Source organism: Streptacidiphilus cavernicola (assembly GCF_042510955.1).
Classification (GTDB): Bacteria; Actinomycetota; Actinomycetes; order Streptomycetales; family Streptomycetaceae; genus Streptacidiphilus; species Streptacidiphilus cavernicola.
In genome coordinates, this window is the sequence record NZ_JBHFAB010000037.1 from 39,086 (window position 1) to 55,396 (window position 16,311).

General features: G+C 70.4%; 11 protein-coding genes. 7 read left to right on the top strand and 4 right to left on the bottom strand.

The annotated features are described in order from the left end of the window. Positions 1 to 15: 15 nt before the first annotated feature. On the top strand, positions 16 to 1,869 hold the full coding sequence (locus tag ACEZDE_RS32330) for a hypothetical protein (protein WP_380544232.1): 1,854 nt from the start codon (positions 16 to 18) through the stop codon (positions 1,867 to 1,869). Positions 1,870 to 1,958: 89 nt separating this feature from the next. On the opposite strand, the gene ACEZDE_RS32335 is transcribed toward ACEZDE_RS32330, so the two are convergent. Together ACEZDE_RS32335 and ACEZDE_RS32340 are read right to left on the bottom strand one after the other, a co-directional pair. Further along, on the bottom strand, positions 1,959 to 2,540 hold the full coding sequence (locus tag ACEZDE_RS32335) for a hypothetical protein (protein WP_380544235.1): 582 nt from the start codon (positions 2,538 to 2,540) through the stop codon (positions 1,959 to 1,961). 24 nt (positions 2,541 to 2,564) lie between these two features. Next, the gene (locus ACEZDE_RS32340; protein WP_380544238.1) at positions 2,565 to 3,413 is read right to left on the bottom strand and encodes a hypothetical protein; all 849 of its coding nucleotides are present in this window, start codon (positions 3,411 to 3,413) and stop codon (positions 2,565 to 2,567) included. Between the two features lie 120 nt (positions 3,414 to 3,533). Between ACEZDE_RS32340 and ACEZDE_RS32345 the strand changes: the two genes are divergently transcribed. The 5 genes from ACEZDE_RS32345 to ACEZDE_RS32365 all read left to right on the top strand — a co-directional run bounded on the left by ACEZDE_RS32345 (position 3,534) and on the right by ACEZDE_RS32365 (position 10,136). Further along, entirely contained in the window at positions 3,534 to 3,815 is a 282-nt protein-coding gene (locus tag ACEZDE_RS32345) for a multiubiquitin domain-containing protein (RefSeq protein WP_380544241.1), read from the top strand. Then, complete coding sequence (locus ACEZDE_RS32350) at positions 3,790 to 4,971, top strand: ThiF family adenylyltransferase (RefSeq protein WP_380544244.1); 1,182 nt, start codon at positions 3,790 to 3,792, stop codon at positions 4,969 to 4,971. The genes ACEZDE_RS32345 and ACEZDE_RS32350 overlap by 26 nt, the downstream gene beginning before the upstream one ends. Then, positions 4,968 to 5,411 carry a DUF6527 family protein gene (locus ACEZDE_RS32355; RefSeq protein WP_380544247.1) on the top strand — a complete coding sequence of 148 codons (444 nt, stop codon included), beginning with the start codon at positions 4,968 to 4,970 and terminating at the stop codon, positions 5,409 to 5,411. Before ACEZDE_RS32350 ends, ACEZDE_RS32355 begins: the two co-directional genes overlap by 4 nt. A gap of 225 nt (positions 5,412 to 5,636) precedes the next feature. After that, the gene (locus tag ACEZDE_RS32360; RefSeq protein ID WP_380544250.1) at positions 5,637 to 8,036 is read left to right on the top strand and encodes a UvrD-helicase domain-containing protein; all 2,400 of its coding nucleotides are present in this window, start codon (positions 5,637 to 5,639) and stop codon (positions 8,034 to 8,036) included. 348 nt (positions 8,037 to 8,384) lie between these two features. Next, positions 8,385 to 10,136: a hypothetical protein gene (locus ACEZDE_RS32365; RefSeq protein WP_380544253.1), complete on the top strand. Its 1,752-nt coding sequence runs from the start codon at positions 8,385 to 8,387 to the stop codon at positions 10,134 to 10,136. 117 nt (positions 10,137 to 10,253) lie between these two features. Here ACEZDE_RS32365 and ACEZDE_RS32370 read toward each other — a convergent pair whose 3' ends face one another. Beyond that, on the bottom strand, positions 10,254 to 13,205 hold the full coding sequence (locus tag ACEZDE_RS32370) for a DEAD/DEAH box helicase (RefSeq protein WP_380544256.1): 2,952 nt from the start codon (positions 13,203 to 13,205) through the stop codon (positions 10,254 to 10,256). A gap of 135 nt (positions 13,206 to 13,340) precedes the next feature. On the opposite strand from ACEZDE_RS32370, the gene ACEZDE_RS32375 reads away from it, so the two are divergent. Next, positions 13,341 to 15,140, top strand: coding sequence for an IS481 family transposase (locus ACEZDE_RS32375; protein ID WP_380544265.1), 1,800 nt, complete (start codon positions 13,341 to 13,343; stop codon positions 15,138 to 15,140). A 407-nt stretch (positions 15,141 to 15,547) separates the two neighbouring features. Here ACEZDE_RS32375 and ACEZDE_RS32380 read toward each other — a convergent pair whose 3' ends face one another. Then, positions 15,548 to 16,240: a hypothetical protein gene (locus ACEZDE_RS32380; RefSeq protein WP_380544259.1), complete on the bottom strand. Its 693-nt coding sequence runs from the start codon at positions 16,238 to 16,240 to the stop codon at positions 15,548 to 15,550. Positions 16,241 to 16,311: the final 71 nt, after the last annotated feature.

Consider the following 16,311-nt stretch of genomic DNA (forward strand, 5'->3'; position numbering starts at 1 on the left):
CGAGGGAGTGCAGCCATGGCGCGGTCGTACATCGTTGAGAGTGAGCAGTTCCTGGTGGGCGACGTGTGGCAGGGGCACCGCTACAGCTCCCCGCTCACGTTGGTGGTCGGCGAGTCCGGGGCAGGCAAGAGCGCCGGGCTGGAAGTCCTTTGGTACGCGGTGGGCCTGACGTCGGTGAAGGTGATGCCCGCGGTCCGGTCCTGTGCCTGCGTCCGGGTGGTGTTCCGCATCGACGACGTGCGCTGGCAGGTGACCCGCTCGACTCAGAGCACCGGTGGCGAGGTGGAGTTCGTGAACCTCAGCGACGCCGGCCGGCCAGCTGTGCCCGTCCCGGTCACGGGGAAGAACGGGCAGCAGAGCGCCGCCGAGTTCTTCCAGGAACTGCTCGGCATCCCGTTGCTGGGTCATGCGGCTGGACGGCTTGGCATGACGCAGTTGCTGCCCTGGATGTACCTGCGCCAGGCGACGTTGACCACTCAGTACCTGGGCGGCCTGTCCTCGGCCCAGCGCCGTCTGGCCGGGCGGACCCTGCTGGGCGCGCACGACGCCGCCGTGGAGCGACTGCGGGAGATCCACGCGGCCAAGAAGCAGGCATGGCAGACCAGCAAGGGCCTGCTGGACAAACTCAATGCGGCCCGGGCCGAACGCGACCTGCCCGACCACACCGACCTGGACACCACCCACGCCCAGTGGACCGCCCAGCACACCGAGCGGACCCAGCAGACCCGTGAGGCGGGCGCGCTGCTGCGCAGGCTGGCGGCGCAGCACCAGGCGCTGGTCGACAAGGCCAAGCAGTGCGGTCCCGCCCAGGACGCGGCGCGCCGCGCCGCGGACGAGAGCGAGAAGACCCTGCGGGCCATGGTCGGGGCCGAACGCGAGGCCGCCGGCCGGCTCAGCGCGCTGCGGGAGGTGGCGGGCGAGCCCACCGGCTGCCCGCAGTGCGGCAAGGCCCTGGTCTTGGAGGGACTCGCCCCCGACCAGTGCCCGGTGTGCAAGGAGCCCGACGCGGACCGTACGCAGCGTGCCCGCGCCGCAGCCGCCCGGATCACGTCCGCCAGCCGCACCCTGGACCAGGCAGTCGCCGCGAGCAGGCGGGCAACCGAGACCGCCGCCGGCGCCCGGGCCCGGGCCGCGGAGGCGGATCTTGCGGTGCGCAGTGCTTACGCCGCGGCAGAGGAGTTCGAGAACAGCACGGTCGCGCCACAGCGGGCCAGGGTACTCGAGCTCGAGGCGCAGAGTCGGGAACTGGCAGCCCGGCTGGAGCAGTTGGTCGAGCACCTGAAGGAACTCGCTGTCATCAAAGAGCTCACCCGTGACCTGCCCGCCCTGGACGAGGCCAGGAAGGCCGCGAAGCAGGAATGGGAGGTCGCCGAGAAGGACGTCGACGTCCACGTCAAATTGCTCACCGAGCGCTGGTCGTCCTTCTTCCTTGCGCGGATGCAGTCCTGCGACCCCCGGGTACGGAGCGCCTTCATCGATCCGGAGGACTTCTCCTCCAACGTCGACGGCCACGACTTCGACTCCCAGGTCGTCGCCGGCGCCCGCCTGGGCATCATCAACATGAACGCCGCACTGAGTCTGCGTGACGTGGGCCGCGAAGTCCCCTCCATGCTGGTGCCGCAGTTCCTGGCGATCGACTCCCCCCTGAGCGGCCTGGGCAGCCATGGCGAGGACGCGCGGATCGCCGCCAACGTGATGCGGATGCTGAGCGAGGCGGCCATCACCTGCGACCGGCAGGGCCGCCCACCCCAGCTGATCATCGCCGTCAACGACCCGCAGGCCCAGCCGGCCACAGGCGTCCGCGAGATCCACATCAGTAAGGCGAGCGGCTTCATCCCCGGGCTGCCGTCCCAAGACCCGCACGAGTGAGGAGGCGGTCCCGGCAATGAACCAACGTCCATGTAGGGGGTTCGAGGCCGTGAGCCGACTTCCTGTCGCACGTAATACTGAACGGTGCTTCAGGCCCGGGTGTCGGCCTGGTGGGCTTCGGGCAGTCGGTAGGCGAACTCCTTGCCGCCGCGTTCGGGTCCGGCCGCGCGGTCACGCCTCAGGGCGCCTGCTTCGACCAGGCGCTTGAGGCGATTGTTGGCGTTGGGCAGGGAGATTTCCAGCGCTTCGGCGAGCGTGGCTGTACGGAAGCTGCCGAGCTTTTGCGCGTACTGGTATGTCGCGATCAGGAACGCGGCGTCGCCGAGCAGTTCTCCGGTGTCGGCGTCGACGGCGATCTGTTTGCGGCGTTCCAGGCACACGGTGACCGCGTCGCGGGTCTCCTCATTGAGTCCGGCCAGTTCGACGCCGCCGACGCTCACGTCGCCGGCGGCCAGGGAGAGGTAGAACTTGCCGAGGAACTCGTCGGTGAAGCTGTTGGTCATCGCCTCGGTGCCGGTGAAGTCGATGGTCAGCACGCTGACGGGCGCAGTGGATTCCACCTGGTGTGCGAGAGCGGTGCGGGCGGCGGCGCCAGTGGCGCGCGTGGCGAGAAACGTGCCGTGTTCGCGGACCGTGAAGGTATGCGATGCTTCGCGTTTCGTCGGGTTCATTGAACGCATTGAAGCACAGTTCGACTAGGCCGGGAACATCACCCGCAGCTGTGCCCAGGTTCCCGACACCCGGGTGGTGGTGCAGGTGTCGTCCATTGGAGGGGTGCCGGGATCGCGCTCGGCGACAACGATCCCGGTGCCGCTGCGTAGCAGGAGCCGGGTGGTGCCGGCGCGGCCGGTCTCGGCCAGCAGGTCGGGCAGGCCGTTGCCGCGCATCTCACCGGTGCCGGTAACCCCCGGCTCCAGGGCGCAGCGCAGCGCCTGGGCGTGGTCGGTCATGTGTGCATATTGCGGGTTGCGTCTCAGGTGTTCGAGGACGCCGATGCCGGTGTCGCACAGGGCGATTTCCAGGCCGGGTGCTTCGGTGGTCCTGCCGGTGTAGGTCTGGGCGCAGATGAAGGCACCGGGTCCGCTCAGGCCGTGGCTGACGGCGTTGTCGATGAGTTCTCCGACGGCCTTGAAGGTGAGGGCGCCGAAGCGGGGGCCCAGGGTGGTGGTGGCGACCAGGCCGATGCGCTGTGCGACGGCGCTGGCGCTGCGGGGGGTCAGCGGCGTGATCTCCATCAGCCGTCGGCTGTGGTCCAGGCGCTCCTCCGCAGGGAGGGGTCCGGTGACGTGTGTGCCTGGGGGGAGGTGGCGGAGCAGGTCCATGCGCTGGAGGTAGGAGGTGACGTTGGCATCCTCGGGCAGGATCAGGGCCGTGGGCGTGCCGGTCCGGGCCCGGTCGTGGGCGATCGCGATGGCGGCGGTCAGGTCCAGCGGGCTGGCGAAGCCGAGGCCGCGTGCGTCGATGACCAGCCCGGGTTCGCTGTCGGCGCTGATGTGCAGGTCGCCGCGGTGCATGGGATGGTGCCCGGTGAGTTCGAGTCGCACAGCGCACCAGCATGCCAGCGCGGCGGGGTTCGTCGCACATCGGACCGCTGGGGCGGGGGTGACGGGTGGGAAGGGGCGTGCTACGGTTTCATTGGCTTCAATGAAACCGTAGGAGGGGTTATGTCGTCCGTCACCGCCGAGTCCGTCCAGCAGTCCGAGCGCGGCCACGAGTACAAGATCTTCGTCAACACTCGCGAGAGGACCGTCCACGAGGACGAGCTCTCCTTCGAGCACGTCGTGCGCCTGGCCTACGACCCGGTGCCGCAGGGCCCCGGCGTCACCTTCACGGTCGGCTACCGGCACGCCGCGCAGCACCCGGCCGAGGGCACCCTGGTCGCCGGCCAGAGCGTGAAGGTCAAGAACAGGACGGTCTTCAATGTCACCCAGACTGACAAGTCGTAGTCCCGACCTGCGGCGTCTCCTGGAGGAGGGATACGACGTCGCGGTGGTCGGCGGCCTGCTGGTCCTGCGCCACGTCCCGTATGTGGCGCAGGACCGGAGCGTGCGCTTCGGCACCCTGGCGTCCGAGCTGACGCTGGCCGGGGACGTGACGACCGTGCCGGAGTCGCACGTCGTGAAGTGGTGCGGCTCCGAGCCGTGCGACCGCGAGGGCAGGCCGCTGGAGCGGGTCATCAACGGCCCGGTGGCCGAGACCCTCGCGGACGGGACCGCGGTCCAGTGGCTGTTCTCCAGCAAGCCGGTCGGGCGGCCGTACGCGGACTACCACGAGAAGATGACCACCTACGCGAACGCCGTCTCCTCCCCCGCCCACGCCCTGGACCCGCAGGCGAGCGCGCTGACGTTCCCGGTGACGGAGACCTCGCAGGAGGACGGTTCGGTGTTCCGCTACCTGGACACTGCCTCCAGCCGGGCCGGCATCGAGGCGGTGACCGCGCGCCTAGAGGGGCAGCGGGTCGCGATCGTAGGCCTGGGCGGCACCGGCTCCTACATCCTGGACCTGGTCGCCAAGACCCCCGTCGGCGAGATCCACCTCTTCGACGGCGACCGGTTCCTGCAGCACAACGCCTTCCGCGCCCCCGGCGCGGCCTCGCTGGAGGACCTGCAGGGCGCGCCGCGCAAGGTCGACCACTTCGCGGCAGTGTACGGGCGGATGCGCCACGGCGTCGTCGCCCACGACGGCTACGTGGATGCCTCGAACGTCGAGGAGCTGCGCGGCATGGACTTCGTGTTCCTCTCCCTGGACCAGGGCGCAGCCCGGCGGCTGCTGGTGGAGCAGCTCCAGGAGTACGGGATCGCGTTCGTGGACGTGGGCATGGGCGTATACGAGAGCGGCGGGGCACTGGCCGGGCTGGTGCGGGTGACCACCAGCGTGCCCGGCCAGCGGCACGGCCACCAGGGGCGGATCCCGTTCGCGGACGGCAGGGCGGACAACGAGTACGCGACCAACATCCAGATCGCCGAGCTCAACGCACTCAACGCCGCCCTGGCCGTGATCAAGTGGAAGAAGACCTGCGGGCTCTTCGCGGACCTGGAGGGCGAGCGGCACAGCGTCTACCAGATCGACGGGAACGTGCTGAGCAACGAGGACCACGGATGAGGACCACCCGCCTGGCCCACGCCTTCGTCGACCACTTCCCCGACCGGCTCGACCCGGGGGTGCTGTACGTGTCCATCCCCTTCGCGAGCGTGGCGCACCTGTGCTGCTGCGGCTGCGGGAGCGAGGTCGTCACCCCGCTGGGCCGCGAGGAGTGGCACCTGACCTTCGACGGCGAGTCGATCTCCCTGCATCCCTCGATCGGGAACTGGGGGTTCACGTGCCACTCGCACTACTGGATTCACCGCAACCAGGTCCGCTGGGTACCCAGCCGGCCGGTCAAGCAGCCCCGCGTCCCCGGCACGGGCAGCGGTGAACGGGGCGGGCACGAGCCCCTCGCAGTCGGCACCGCTGCCCCGGGCCGCCTCGAGTGGCCCGCTGAACCGGCGGCACGGCATCTGGCCGGCCGTCTGCTGAGCCGTCTGACCGGACGCCGCCGCTGAGCGGGCGCCGTCGGCCGGGCGGCGCTCCGGCCCCGCAGGGGCCCAGGCCCCAGGGGTCGGCCTGCGACCGTTCGGCCGTCCGGGCAGAGTATGTCCCGGTCAGCGAAGGGTGTCAAGCCGGTCAAACACGCCGAACGGCAGGACAGTTGTCATAGGGCCCTGGAACGATGAAGACACGACGCGACCTCAGCCGCGCACTGGGAAAAGGAACGGAACCACATAGCGATGGAGCCCACCGCCGAGCAGCGCGCTGCCCGCGAGGTGTTCGCGGCCGGCCAGGACCTGGCCTTGGTCGCCGGAGCTGGAACCGGGAAGACATCGACCCTGGCGCTGATGGGGGCCTCGACCCGGCAGCGGGGACTGTACGTGGCGTTCAACAAGGCCATCGCCGACGACGCGGCCCGGCGTTTTCGGGGCAACGTGGAGTGCCGCACCGCGCACTCCCTTGCGTTCCAGAGCGTCGGCCACTTCTATCGGGAGCGGCTCAAGGCCTCCGCGCGGCTGCCCGCGTGGAAGACCGCGCGCTATCTCGGGATCGACAGCGATCTCGCGGTGAACTCCACGAAGATCACCGTCAATCACCAGGCGCGTCTGGTGATGGGGATGGTCCGGCGGTTCTGCTACACCACCGACCGGGAGCCGATGGCCCGCCACCTGGAGCGGATCAACGGGCTGGACGGGGCCGGGCAGGAGTTCGCGGCCCGCGAGCTGCTGCCGTACGCGGTGCAGGCCTGGCAGGACGTGCAGGAGCCGCGCGGCGTGCTGCGGTTCGAACACGACCACTACATGAAGATGTGGGCGCTGACCGCCCCTGTGCTGCGCGGCGACTTCGTGATGCTCGACGAGGCCCAGGACACCAACCCGGTGCTGGAGGAGGTCTTCCTCGCGCAGCCGGTGCAGCGGGTGGTCGTGGGCGACCCGGCGCAGCAGATCTACGCCTGGCGGGCCGCGAAGGACATCATGGCGGCGTTCCCCGCCGAGCACCTGGACCTGACGCAGTCCTTCCGGTTCGGGCCCGCGATCGCCGCGGCCGCGAACCGGTGGCTCGGGCACGCCGACTCCCCGATGCGGCTGTCCGGCTGCGGGCCGGCCGACTCGCGGATCGGCCCGGCCCAGGCGGTGGACGCAGTGCTGTGCCGGGGCAACGCGGACGCCATGCAGGAGGTGATCGGCTTCCTGGACCAGGGTGTGCCGGTCGCCCTGGCCGGCGGCGGCGAGGCACTGGAACGCATCGCGCTGGCGGCATTGGAGCTGCAGGCCGGCAAGCGCACCAGCCACCCCGAGCTGTTCCTTTTCTCCTCCTGGGCGGAGGTGCAGGAGTACGTCGAGCAGGACAGCGCCGGCGCGGACCTGAAAGCCATCGTGCAACTGGTCGACTCCCACGGCCCCGAGGTGATCCTGGGCGCCGCCAAGCGCCTGACCCCCGAGGAGCGGGCGCAGGTCACGGTCTCCACCGCGCACAAGGCCAAGGGCCGCGAATGGGACACCGTCCGCATCGCGGGCGGCTTCGAGGCGCCCGCGGTCGACGAGGACGGCCGGCAGCTGCCGATCCCGCTGCCCGAGGCGCGGCTGGCCTACGTGGCGGTCACCCGCGCCCGCCACCACCTGGACCCCGCCGGGCTGCTGTGGATCGACGCCTACGACAAGGCCCTGGCTTCTGGCCCCGGCAGCAGCGGCGGACGGCCGATGATCCAGCTCAGCCTCACCGGCCAGCTCAAGCACTCCGCCTCGCCCATGTCCCGGTTCATGGAGCAGCACCTGCCCGACACTCGCGCGGTGGTCCGCGACTACCTCGCCTCGATCGCCACCGCACCGCACCCGGTGCAGCCGATGGACACCGCCTACCCCGACTTCCCCGCGCTGGGGCACGCCATCGACTACCGGCTGCGCCTGTCGCTGGGACGGGGACTGGGTGCGGCCGTGGACCACGGCGTGGCGGTCCTGCACCCCGGCATCGAACTGCCCGGTGCCCCCGCGCCCCAGGTCCGGGCGGCGCTGCACACCGCCGGACTGCACCTGCTCGCCCTTCTCGACCAGCACCGCACGGGTGCCGCTGTCCTGGACCAGGACACCCTGTCGCGGCTGTGCTTCGTGGCCGCCTCCTTCGAGGACGCCTACCGCTACGGGTGCGTACGGCGCTACAGCCCGCTCGCCCGCGCCGACGCCGCCACCACCCTGACCGGCCTCCTCCAGGCCGTCCCCGCCTACGTGCCCACCGACCTCGCCGCGCAGATGGACCTGGCCCAAGCACCCTTCGGGCCGCTTCGCGCACTACCCGAGGCGGCGCGGATCTGCGGGCCCGTGTTCACCGGCAGCGCCGACATCGGCGGCGCGGACGCGGACTTCATCCTCGACGGCCTGCTCCTGGACTGCAAAGCCACCACCCGCCCACGCCAACTGGGCACCCCGGAGATCTACCAGCTCGCCGGCTACCTGCTGCTGGACTACGAGGACCGGTACCGCATCGACCGCGTCGGACTGTACCTGTCCCGCCAAGGACACCTCATCCAATGGAACGCCCACGAATTCGTGCACCGCCTGGGCGCCACCGCCTCCCTACCGGTCCTGCGCCGCAGACTACGCGACCACCTACAGGCCGAGGCAGCCGCCGTCGCTGCGGGATGACACCGCGCGTGGAGAAAACGGCTTGGCCAACCGGGCGCGCTGGCCGCACGATGCGGTGGTGAACACCACCAGCGAACCGGTCCTCGCAATGGCCACCATGGACCGCGCTACCTGTACCGCCACAGTCATCCTCTCGGACGGCTGACGGGCAGCGCAGCGGTCCCGGACCGCCGGCCGTAACAGAACCGCCGGGAATGCGTTCGGCCATCCGTGCGCCCCGCAGCGCAGGGCCGGGAGCCAGCGTGATCAGGAACGGTGCCCGGGCCGCGTCCGCTGGGTGAAAGCCCGCGCCCTTGCACCCCTCGCACCGGGGCGGTTGTGTCAGAGCCGGGCGGTAGTGTGCCGGGTGTGACACGCGTGGAGTGGACCCGCCTGAGCGGGGACGACGTGGAAGAGGTCGTCGCGATCATGGTGTCGCGGCGCCATCCGCAGGCCGTACGCATCCGCCCCTCGAGGGGCGACGGCGGCATCGACCTGCTCGTGCCCCAGCCTGACGGCTCCCACCATGTCCTGCAGGTCAAGCGCTTCGCGCAGAACCTCAAGGCGAACGAGAAGAGGCAGATCAGCAAGTCTTTGAAGCGGCTGGGTACCTACATGGGACAGACGGGGCTGCGCGTCAGCCGGTGGGATCTGGTGACCCCGCTGGACCCGACCAACGAGAACCGCACCTGGCTGGCCGGGCTGAGTGCCCCGAACAGCGTCAGGGTCGACTGGAAGGGGCTGGCGTTCGTCGACGGGCTGGCCGCCCAGTACCCGGAGGTCATCGACTACTACCTGCGCGACGGGAAGGAACGCCTCCAGGCCGCGATGGCCGACTTGACCGCGCTGCTGCGGCTGCAGTCCGGGCGCGGCCAGGCCGACGGTCCGCTGGACGTCACCGACGCGGCCACTGCCCTGGAGGCGCTGTCGAACCAGCTCAACGCGATCGATCCGCACTACAGCTATGACCTGCATGTCACCGGCCAGGCGCTGGACCTGTCCGCGGCCGCAGGCCCTCAACCCGTGATGGTGTGGAGCTCCCAGGGCGAGGGGCCCGTGGTGACCGTGGTGGTGTGGGCCCGGTTCGCCGACGCGCCCCGGGTACGTCCGATCACCTTCCAGCTCAATGTGCGCGTACCGGTGGGCAGCGACGACGCGCAGGCGCTGAAGCGCTTCCAGGACTTCGGCACCGAGCTGACCCTGACCGGAAGCAGCTACGAACTGTCCGCGGACCTGCCAGCAGCACTGGCTCCCCCGTCCGCGACACCCGATTCCCTGCTGAGGATCACCACCAACCCGGTGCCCTCCCCCCACCCCCAGGACGTCCGCCTCCTGCTCACCGGCCCCGACCACCAGGGCCTCGCCGCGTGCGTCGTCACTCTGGACGCGGTGACCCGCGGGATCACCGGGACCGCAGGGATCCTGCACGGCAGGGAGGTCCACGGGTGCTTCACCGCCGACCTGCGTCTGGACACCACCGCCAAGTCGATGAACCTGACGGTCAGCTGGCGCGACCTGGCAGGGATGCGCCTGGAGGACATCCGCGACGGCGTCGCCTTCCTCGCCCACCTGCACCGCCCCAACCTGTTGTGGTTCGACGACGCCCACGGCGCCGACCGCAGGCACAATCCGCAGCCGGTCCCCCACGACGCCGATCCGAGCAACGAGTTCCTCCTCGACATCGTCGAGGCCCTGCTCATGATCCAGAAAGCGGCCAGGCGCACGATCCGCATGCCGCAGCTCGCGAACCGCTCCTTCGAGGAACTCACCCCCTGGCTGGAGGCGGCCGCGCTGCTGCGCGGGGAGACCGTCGAGGGCACCTGGACCCGGTTCTCCACCGTCCAATCCGCGGACGCGCCCACCCAGCTCACCGCTGACACACCGTTCGCGATGATCGTGCACGAGCCCCTGGCCGTCACTGTCGGCGGCCAGCAGCTCCCCCTCGGCTACCGGCAGATCCACCTACCAGGTGTCCAGGTCAAGGACGCCTCGCTGCAGGACGACGGCCATCACCTCCTGCTGGAGCCGTACGGCTCCCCCACCGCCAGTATCCGCTGGGTCGAGACGCTGCCCGCCGGAACAAACACGCCGCCGGCCGCGGGCCCGGACCGCCCTGTGTGAGAGGCCCGGCCACCCGAAGGAGTCGGCAGCGCCGACGGCTGGGGCAGTCGGCGGGGACGTCATGGGGGGGTGAGTCCGGTGGCAGCCGGGCCGTCCGGGCCGGTGCGGGGCCGGGTGTTACAGGCAGATGGGGCATTCGGGCATGTCGGTGGGGAGCGGATGCCAGCCGATGCTGTGATGGCCCAGGGCGCAGACGACCTCGATGGCCCGGGCTACTGCTTCGCGCCGCTCTTCCTCGCCCGTGCGCCCCAGCGGCTTGACCAGGGAGGGAAATCCGCGGTCCCAGTAGTAGGCGAGCAGTTTCGCGAGCGGCCGACCTGCTTCGGTGGGCGGGTCCAGGAGGCTTTCGGGGATTTCCGCGAAGCACTCGAGTGTCAGATGGGCGGCCCAGGTGATCAGGTGCGCCGCGGTGGCGGGGTCCTCGGCGATCGTGCGGACCAGGGGCACCTTGCATACGGGACAGGATTCCAGCGCCGCGTCGTACAGGCGTCCCATCAGGTGTTCGGTTCTCTCGTCGGGGTCGGTCCACCCCAGGCTGAACACGCGCGGGTTCGCTGACTCCTTGCCGCAGCAGTCGTGGAGGTGATCGCCTTCGGCCTGCGGGATGCGGTAACCGTCGGGCATGGGCGTGCCGTCGTGGGACTGGCCGGCGGCGTCCCAGCGCATGCGGTAGACGGACAATGCGTCCCTGCTTTCCTTGGTGAGCTGGTGAGGATCGGCCCGGTAGGTGTGCAGAAGGTCTCCCAGCGGGACCACACTGCCGCCGGGGACGGCGTCGTGGTCGGTCCAGCCCTGCTCACGGTGACCGCGGGGCACTTCGAGATGGCCTTCGCGCAGGAGGAAGTTCCGGGCGGCGGCGAGAAGGTTGGCGAAGGAGCTGCGCTGCCCGGTGCGGTAGGGGCCGGGGTAGATCTCGCGCGGGTCGGGGGCGATCCCGGCGCCCAGCAGCAGATCGCCCTGTTCACGGGTCAGTTTCGTGAAAGCGCTGACTTGCTGGCGCAGCCAGCGGACCGCCCATTGGGTCTCGGGCGGGTCCTGGGGGCTCAGGGCCTTGTTCCAGCTGTCGTCGGCCACGGTGTTCAGGAAGGCGTGGGCGCGGGCGAAGTTGCGGCGCCAGACCTGCCAACCGGCGTTCCAGCAGGGATCGATCGCGGTCAGTTGCCGCTCCTGCTCGGCGTCCAGGAGGTTCTTGCGGGCCTGACGGCGCATGGTCTGCAGCCAGTCGCCTACGCGATGGCCGGCATGGGTGGCCTCCAGGGGGGCGGCCAGGTGGCCGTGTTCGAGGGCGTAGCCACGGATGTGGTCGATCATGGTGGTGAACATTCGCGCGGGCTGCGCCCACTGCATGCCGAGCCCGTCGAGGACCGCGATCTGTTCGCGGCCAAGGCGCCCCAGGATGCGGCGCAGCCGGTAGTTGGCAATCCACTCCCCCAGAGCGAATCCGTCGTCGCCGCCGTAGTAGTCGGCGGGGACGTCGAGGTGCCCGAAGGCGGTGCGGTACGCGGTGGCGGCGGCCAGGCCGTCCTGCCAGGTGCCGGTGGCGGGCAGGGTGACTTCCAGGCCGAGGGCCGCGGCGAGCTCGACGGCACGCTCGGGGTGGCTGTAGGCCATCCGGCGGTTCGCTGTCCTGCCGCCGCGGGTCCGGACGGGTAGGGCGAGGCGGTCCAGGAAGCTCTCGTCATGAGCGCGCAGGGCCTGCAGGATCTCCCACAGGGCGTGGAAGCCGGAGTCCTGCAGGGCCTGCGGGGTCACGGCACCGTCCGGCAGGTGCAGGGGGATGACGATGGTGGCGACCTTGCCGCGGCCGGGCGGCTGGCGCAGCCCGCGGCCGATCGCCTGGATGGCGTCGATGACGCTGTAGCGGGGGTCCGCGAACACCACGGCGTCGATCGTGGGGATGTCGACGCCTTCGTTCAGGACGCGCACGTTGCTCAGCACGGCACGCTCGTGGGTGTCGGACCCGAAGTCCGCCAGGAGGTCGCGGCGGTAGTCACTGCTCTGGTCGCTGTCGATCGCGTGCGCCCACAGGTCGGGGATCCGCAGCGGTGGCAGGACGTGCGCGGCCGTGCTGCGCAGCGTCGTAGCGAAGGCGTGGGCGGCGTCGATGCGGTTGTGGAAGACCAGGACGCGGCGCAGGTCGTGCTCGGCGATGGCGCGCAGCACGGCGACGTGCATGGCGGCCGCGCGCAGGCCGTTGTGGTGCGCGCTGGTGCCCAGGGTGCGCTCGGCGAGGATGTTGCGCAGGTCGTCGTCGGCGACCACCGGCATCAGGACCTGGTAGTCCGCCAGGACGCCCTGTTCGATGGCCTGGGCCAGACCGAGGCGGAACACGGTGGGGCCGAAGATGTCCTGGCGGTCCATGGTGGCCATGGGCGCGGCCTCCATCAGTGCGCCCAGGCCGGCGTCGGCCGGGGTGTCCCAGATGCGGGGCGTGGCGGTCATGTACAGGCGGGTCTTCGCCGGCAGCGCCGCGTCGCTGTGCACGGTCCCCCAGCCCTCGCCGTAGGCGCCGCAGGTGCGGTGGGCCTCGTCGACGACGATCAGGTCCCAGGCGGGCAGACGGTGCTGCTCGTAGGCGAGCTGGAGCTTGGTGGCGGAGGCGTAGGTCGCGAACACGGTGCCCGGACCCGGTGCACGCAGGAGCTGGGCAATGCGCTCGGGCGCGGTGGTCATCACCGCGTCGCTCACCTGCAAGCCGCTGTCGGCCTGGGAGAGGCCGCATACCCCGACCATGACACCGGTTCGGCCCGCCTCGCGCCACCGGGCGATGGTCTGGGCAACCAGGGCCTTGGTCGGCATCAGCACCAGGACCGTCCCGTCGGGGGCCAACTGCTCGGCGGCCCGCTCTGCGATCAGGGTCTTGCCGGTACCGCAGGCCGCGGTGATCGATATCCGCCGTTCCCCGCGGGCCGCGGCGTCGACGATCGCGGCCACAGCCTGGGCCTGGTAGTCGCGTAACTCCACGGTGCTTGTCTCCCGCTGTCGTTCAGGTCTGCCTGACGGGAGGGACGTTAGCTGCCGACAGTGACAATCCCCGCCCCGTGCAACGCAATTCAGCCAGTGCGCCATGGGCTGTCAATGGCCTTGAAGTTCTCCCCATAGTGTGAAGTCCCACGACATATTGGGCAGTTGAGATCCAGGTGATCCTTGACGGTGCCACCACATCCTGGACGGTCTCGGGTCGTTGTACCGAGCGTGGATGGCATACAAGATGACCGGCCGGTGGATGACCGGCGCTGGATGGCCGAGCACCGGTACCGGGCGGTGCTTCAGGTCCTTGACGGTGTTCCGGTGGCGCAGGTGGCTCGGCAGGCGGGTGCCTCGCGTCAGTCCGTCTACTCCTGGATTGAGCGCTACCACGCCGGCGGCCTGGATGCCCTGGCCGACCGGTCCCGACGCCCGCACCTGTCCCCGCACCAGGTGCCGCCCGAGGTGGAGTCGCTGATCTGCGAGCTCCGCCGGTCCTATCCGCGCTGGGGTGCGCGCCGGATCGTCCACGAGCTCGGCGCCCGGGGAGCCGCCGTGGTCCCGGGTAGTTCGACCGTCCACCGCATCCTGACCCGGCACGGCCTGATCGACCACCAGGAGCAGATCCACAAGCGCAAGTACCGGCGCTGGCAGCGCGACGCCCCGATGCAGCTGTGGCAGATGGACCTGATGGGCGGGGTGTTCCTGGCCGGTGGGCGCGAGTGCAAGCTGGTCACCGGGATCGACGACCACTCGCGGTTCATCGTCATCGCCCGCGTCGTAGCCACCCCCTCGGGCCGGGCGGTGTGCACCGCCTTCGCCGAGGCGATGACCAAGTTCGGGGTGCCCTCGGAGGTCCTGACCGACAACGGCAAGCAGTTCACCGGACGCTTCACCAAGCCCGCCCCGGCCGAGGTCCTCTTCGAACGGATCTGCCGCGAGAACGGCATCACCGCCCGGCTGACCAAGCCCCGCTCGCCCACCACTACCGGGAAGATCGAACGCTTCCACAAGTCGCTGCGTCGCGAGCTCCTGGACCACGTCGAGCCCTTCGCCGACCAGGCAGCCGCCCAAGCCGCGATCGACGCCTGGGTCTACGCCTACAACCACTCCCGCCCCCACCAGGCGCTGAAGATGGCGTGTCCTGCCGACGTCTTCCGCCCAGCCCCCGGCCAGTCACCGGTCTCCGAGGTCGTCCTGCCCGAGGAACCCACTGCCCGACCGCTGCTCGAACTGCCTCCGGTACTGCCCGCGCAGCTGCCCACAGCGCTGACGCCGGTCGGTGACCACCAGGTGCCCGCAGTCGAGTTCACCGCCCTCATCTCACGGATCGGCAGGCTCTGCCTGCCCGGCAACCAGCAGGTGAAGTTCACCGCGGCGCTGGCCGGACGCGCGGTCACAGTCTGGGCCGACGACCGCAGCATTCACGTGTTCCTGGACGGAGAACTCCTGCGGACCCGGCCCTCGCGGTTCTCACCAGGGGACCTGAAGGCGCTGCTGAAGCAGGGCACCCGGATCGCGGGACCCGAGCCCGCCCCCTCAGCCCTGCCGACGGGACCACTGGCGGCCGGGGCGGTGGTCGAGGTGGAGCGCATCGTTGCCCGGGACGGCTACGTGGGCCTGGGCGGCAAGCTAGTCTTGCTCTCCCCGCAGTTGGTGGGCCAGGCCGTCGTGCTCCGGCTCGTCGGCCAGATGATGCACGTCATCGCCGACGGGCGGGTCCACAGGACCCTCCCAGCCCCGGTGCCGCCCGAGAAGTGGCCCAAGCTCGCGGGAGCCCGCTCGCCCGGCGCGGTCACCACACCGCCACCGGCGCGCCCGCTGAGCGCCTACCGGCGCGTCTCATCCGCCGGCACCGTCATGGTCAGCGGCCAGAGGCTCCGGATCGGCGCCAGCCATCGAGGCAAGACCGTCCTGATCCTCATCGAGGACACCGTCTTCCGCGTCCTGGACGGCGACACCGAGCTCTCCACCCATGCACGCACCAGCGACAAGCCCGTCACCCGCTTCAAAGCCCATGCCCGACTGACGGACTGATCATCCGGCCTGTCCAACATGTCCCGGCAACGTCAAGCATGTCCTGGAACTGGAGTGTCCAGGATCTCGCGAGACCTCACACCGTCAATGGGCGGTCCGAAGGGGCTCGGGCAGGTCCCTGATGTTGGAGAACGGCCGAATCGTCAGCGTTTTCTCCTCCCCGCCTCCGGCCGTGTACTTCCTGCCTCGCCGAGCCACAGTTCGAACCCTGGAACGGTGCCGTCGCCCCAGCGAAGGGCGCCGGCGGGCAGTGCGCCGTCGGCCGCGGCGCGAGCGACGGCCTCTCGTGCCCGCGGGCAGGGGACGGCAACTGACCGGGACCGGGGTCGTCAGGTGAATGGGGTATCTCAGTCTTCTCGGTCTCGGGCGGATCCGTGCCTGGCGCGGGGAATCGACGCCGACTACCGCTACGGTGCGTCCTGCCGGTCAGCGGGACGGTCGGGCACGGGAGTGACATGGAGCGCGTAGAGGGGCTGGGTGGGGGTGGAGGGCAGCACCTCGAACCATTCCTGCCCGTCGGCCAGGTACCTGGTCATCGCGCGAAAGTAGTGCCAGCCGAGATCGACGAAGCACGTCACGCCGCCCTCGCGATCGGCGCGCCCGGTCAAGGGCTTGGCGTGCAGTTCGATCCCGGCCATGCTGACGCCCTCGCTCTCCAGGTGGGCGAGCGCCGCGGCGGCGGATCGGCGTAGCGGGCTGGTCGGCTGCCAGCGGCGGTCGAGATGCCGCAGTGCGCGGGGGTCCACCGGCTCGGCCACAGGCAGCGGGACGGTCCTGAGGGTAATCTCGCCCGCGCTGTGCAGGCGATGCAGATCCATGCGGGCCGGACGCGGCACCCGCTCCTCGACGCTCTCGAACTGCGGGAGCATGAAGTCACGCGGCGCCCTGCCCGCGGCAGGGTCCGGGACGATCGCCGCCAACCGCTGGCGAGCCAGCTCGAACGGCTCCCCCTGCTGCCAGAGCAGGGTCAGCTCGAAGCCCTCCTCGCGCAGGGAGTCGCGCCCCTGGAACTGGAAGCAGATCCCGCGCCGCCTCCCACGCAGTGCCTGCTGTGAACGACGGCGGTTTTCCCCAGGGGTGGTGTCGGCGTAATTCTCCAACCCCTGGGGCCGCCGCAGTCAGGCTGCGGACTGCTGGCTGATCTTCTCGGTGGGGGTCCTCGGTCGCTTGT

Excerpts from the sequence above, each read along its gene's own strand:
- ACEZDE_RS32330 (WP_380544232.1), top strand. The coding sequence starts at position 16 with ATGGCGCGGTCGTACATCGTTGAGAGTGAGCAGTTCCTGGTGGGCGAC.
- ACEZDE_RS32335 (WP_380544235.1), bottom strand. The coding sequence starts at position 2,540 with ATGAACCCGACGAAACGCGAAGCATCGCATACCTTCACGGTCCGCGAA.
- ACEZDE_RS32350 (WP_380544244.1), top strand. The coding sequence starts at position 3,790 with ATGTCACCCAGACTGACAAGTCGTAGTCCCGACCTGCGGCGTCTCCTG.
- ACEZDE_RS32370 (WP_380544256.1), bottom strand. The coding sequence starts at position 13,205 with ATGGCGCACTGGCTGAATTGCGTTGCACGGGGCGGGGATTGTCACTGT.
- ACEZDE_RS32345 (WP_380544241.1), top strand. The coding sequence starts at position 3,534 with ATGTCGTCCGTCACCGCCGAGTCCGTCCAGCAGTCCGAGCGCGGCCAC.
- ACEZDE_RS32355 (WP_380544247.1), top strand. The coding sequence starts at position 4,968 with ATGAGGACCACCCGCCTGGCCCACGCCTTCGTCGACCACTTCCCCGAC.
- ACEZDE_RS32360 (WP_380544250.1), top strand. The coding sequence starts at position 5,637 with ATGGAGCCCACCGCCGAGCAGCGCGCTGCCCGCGAGGTGTTCGCGGCC.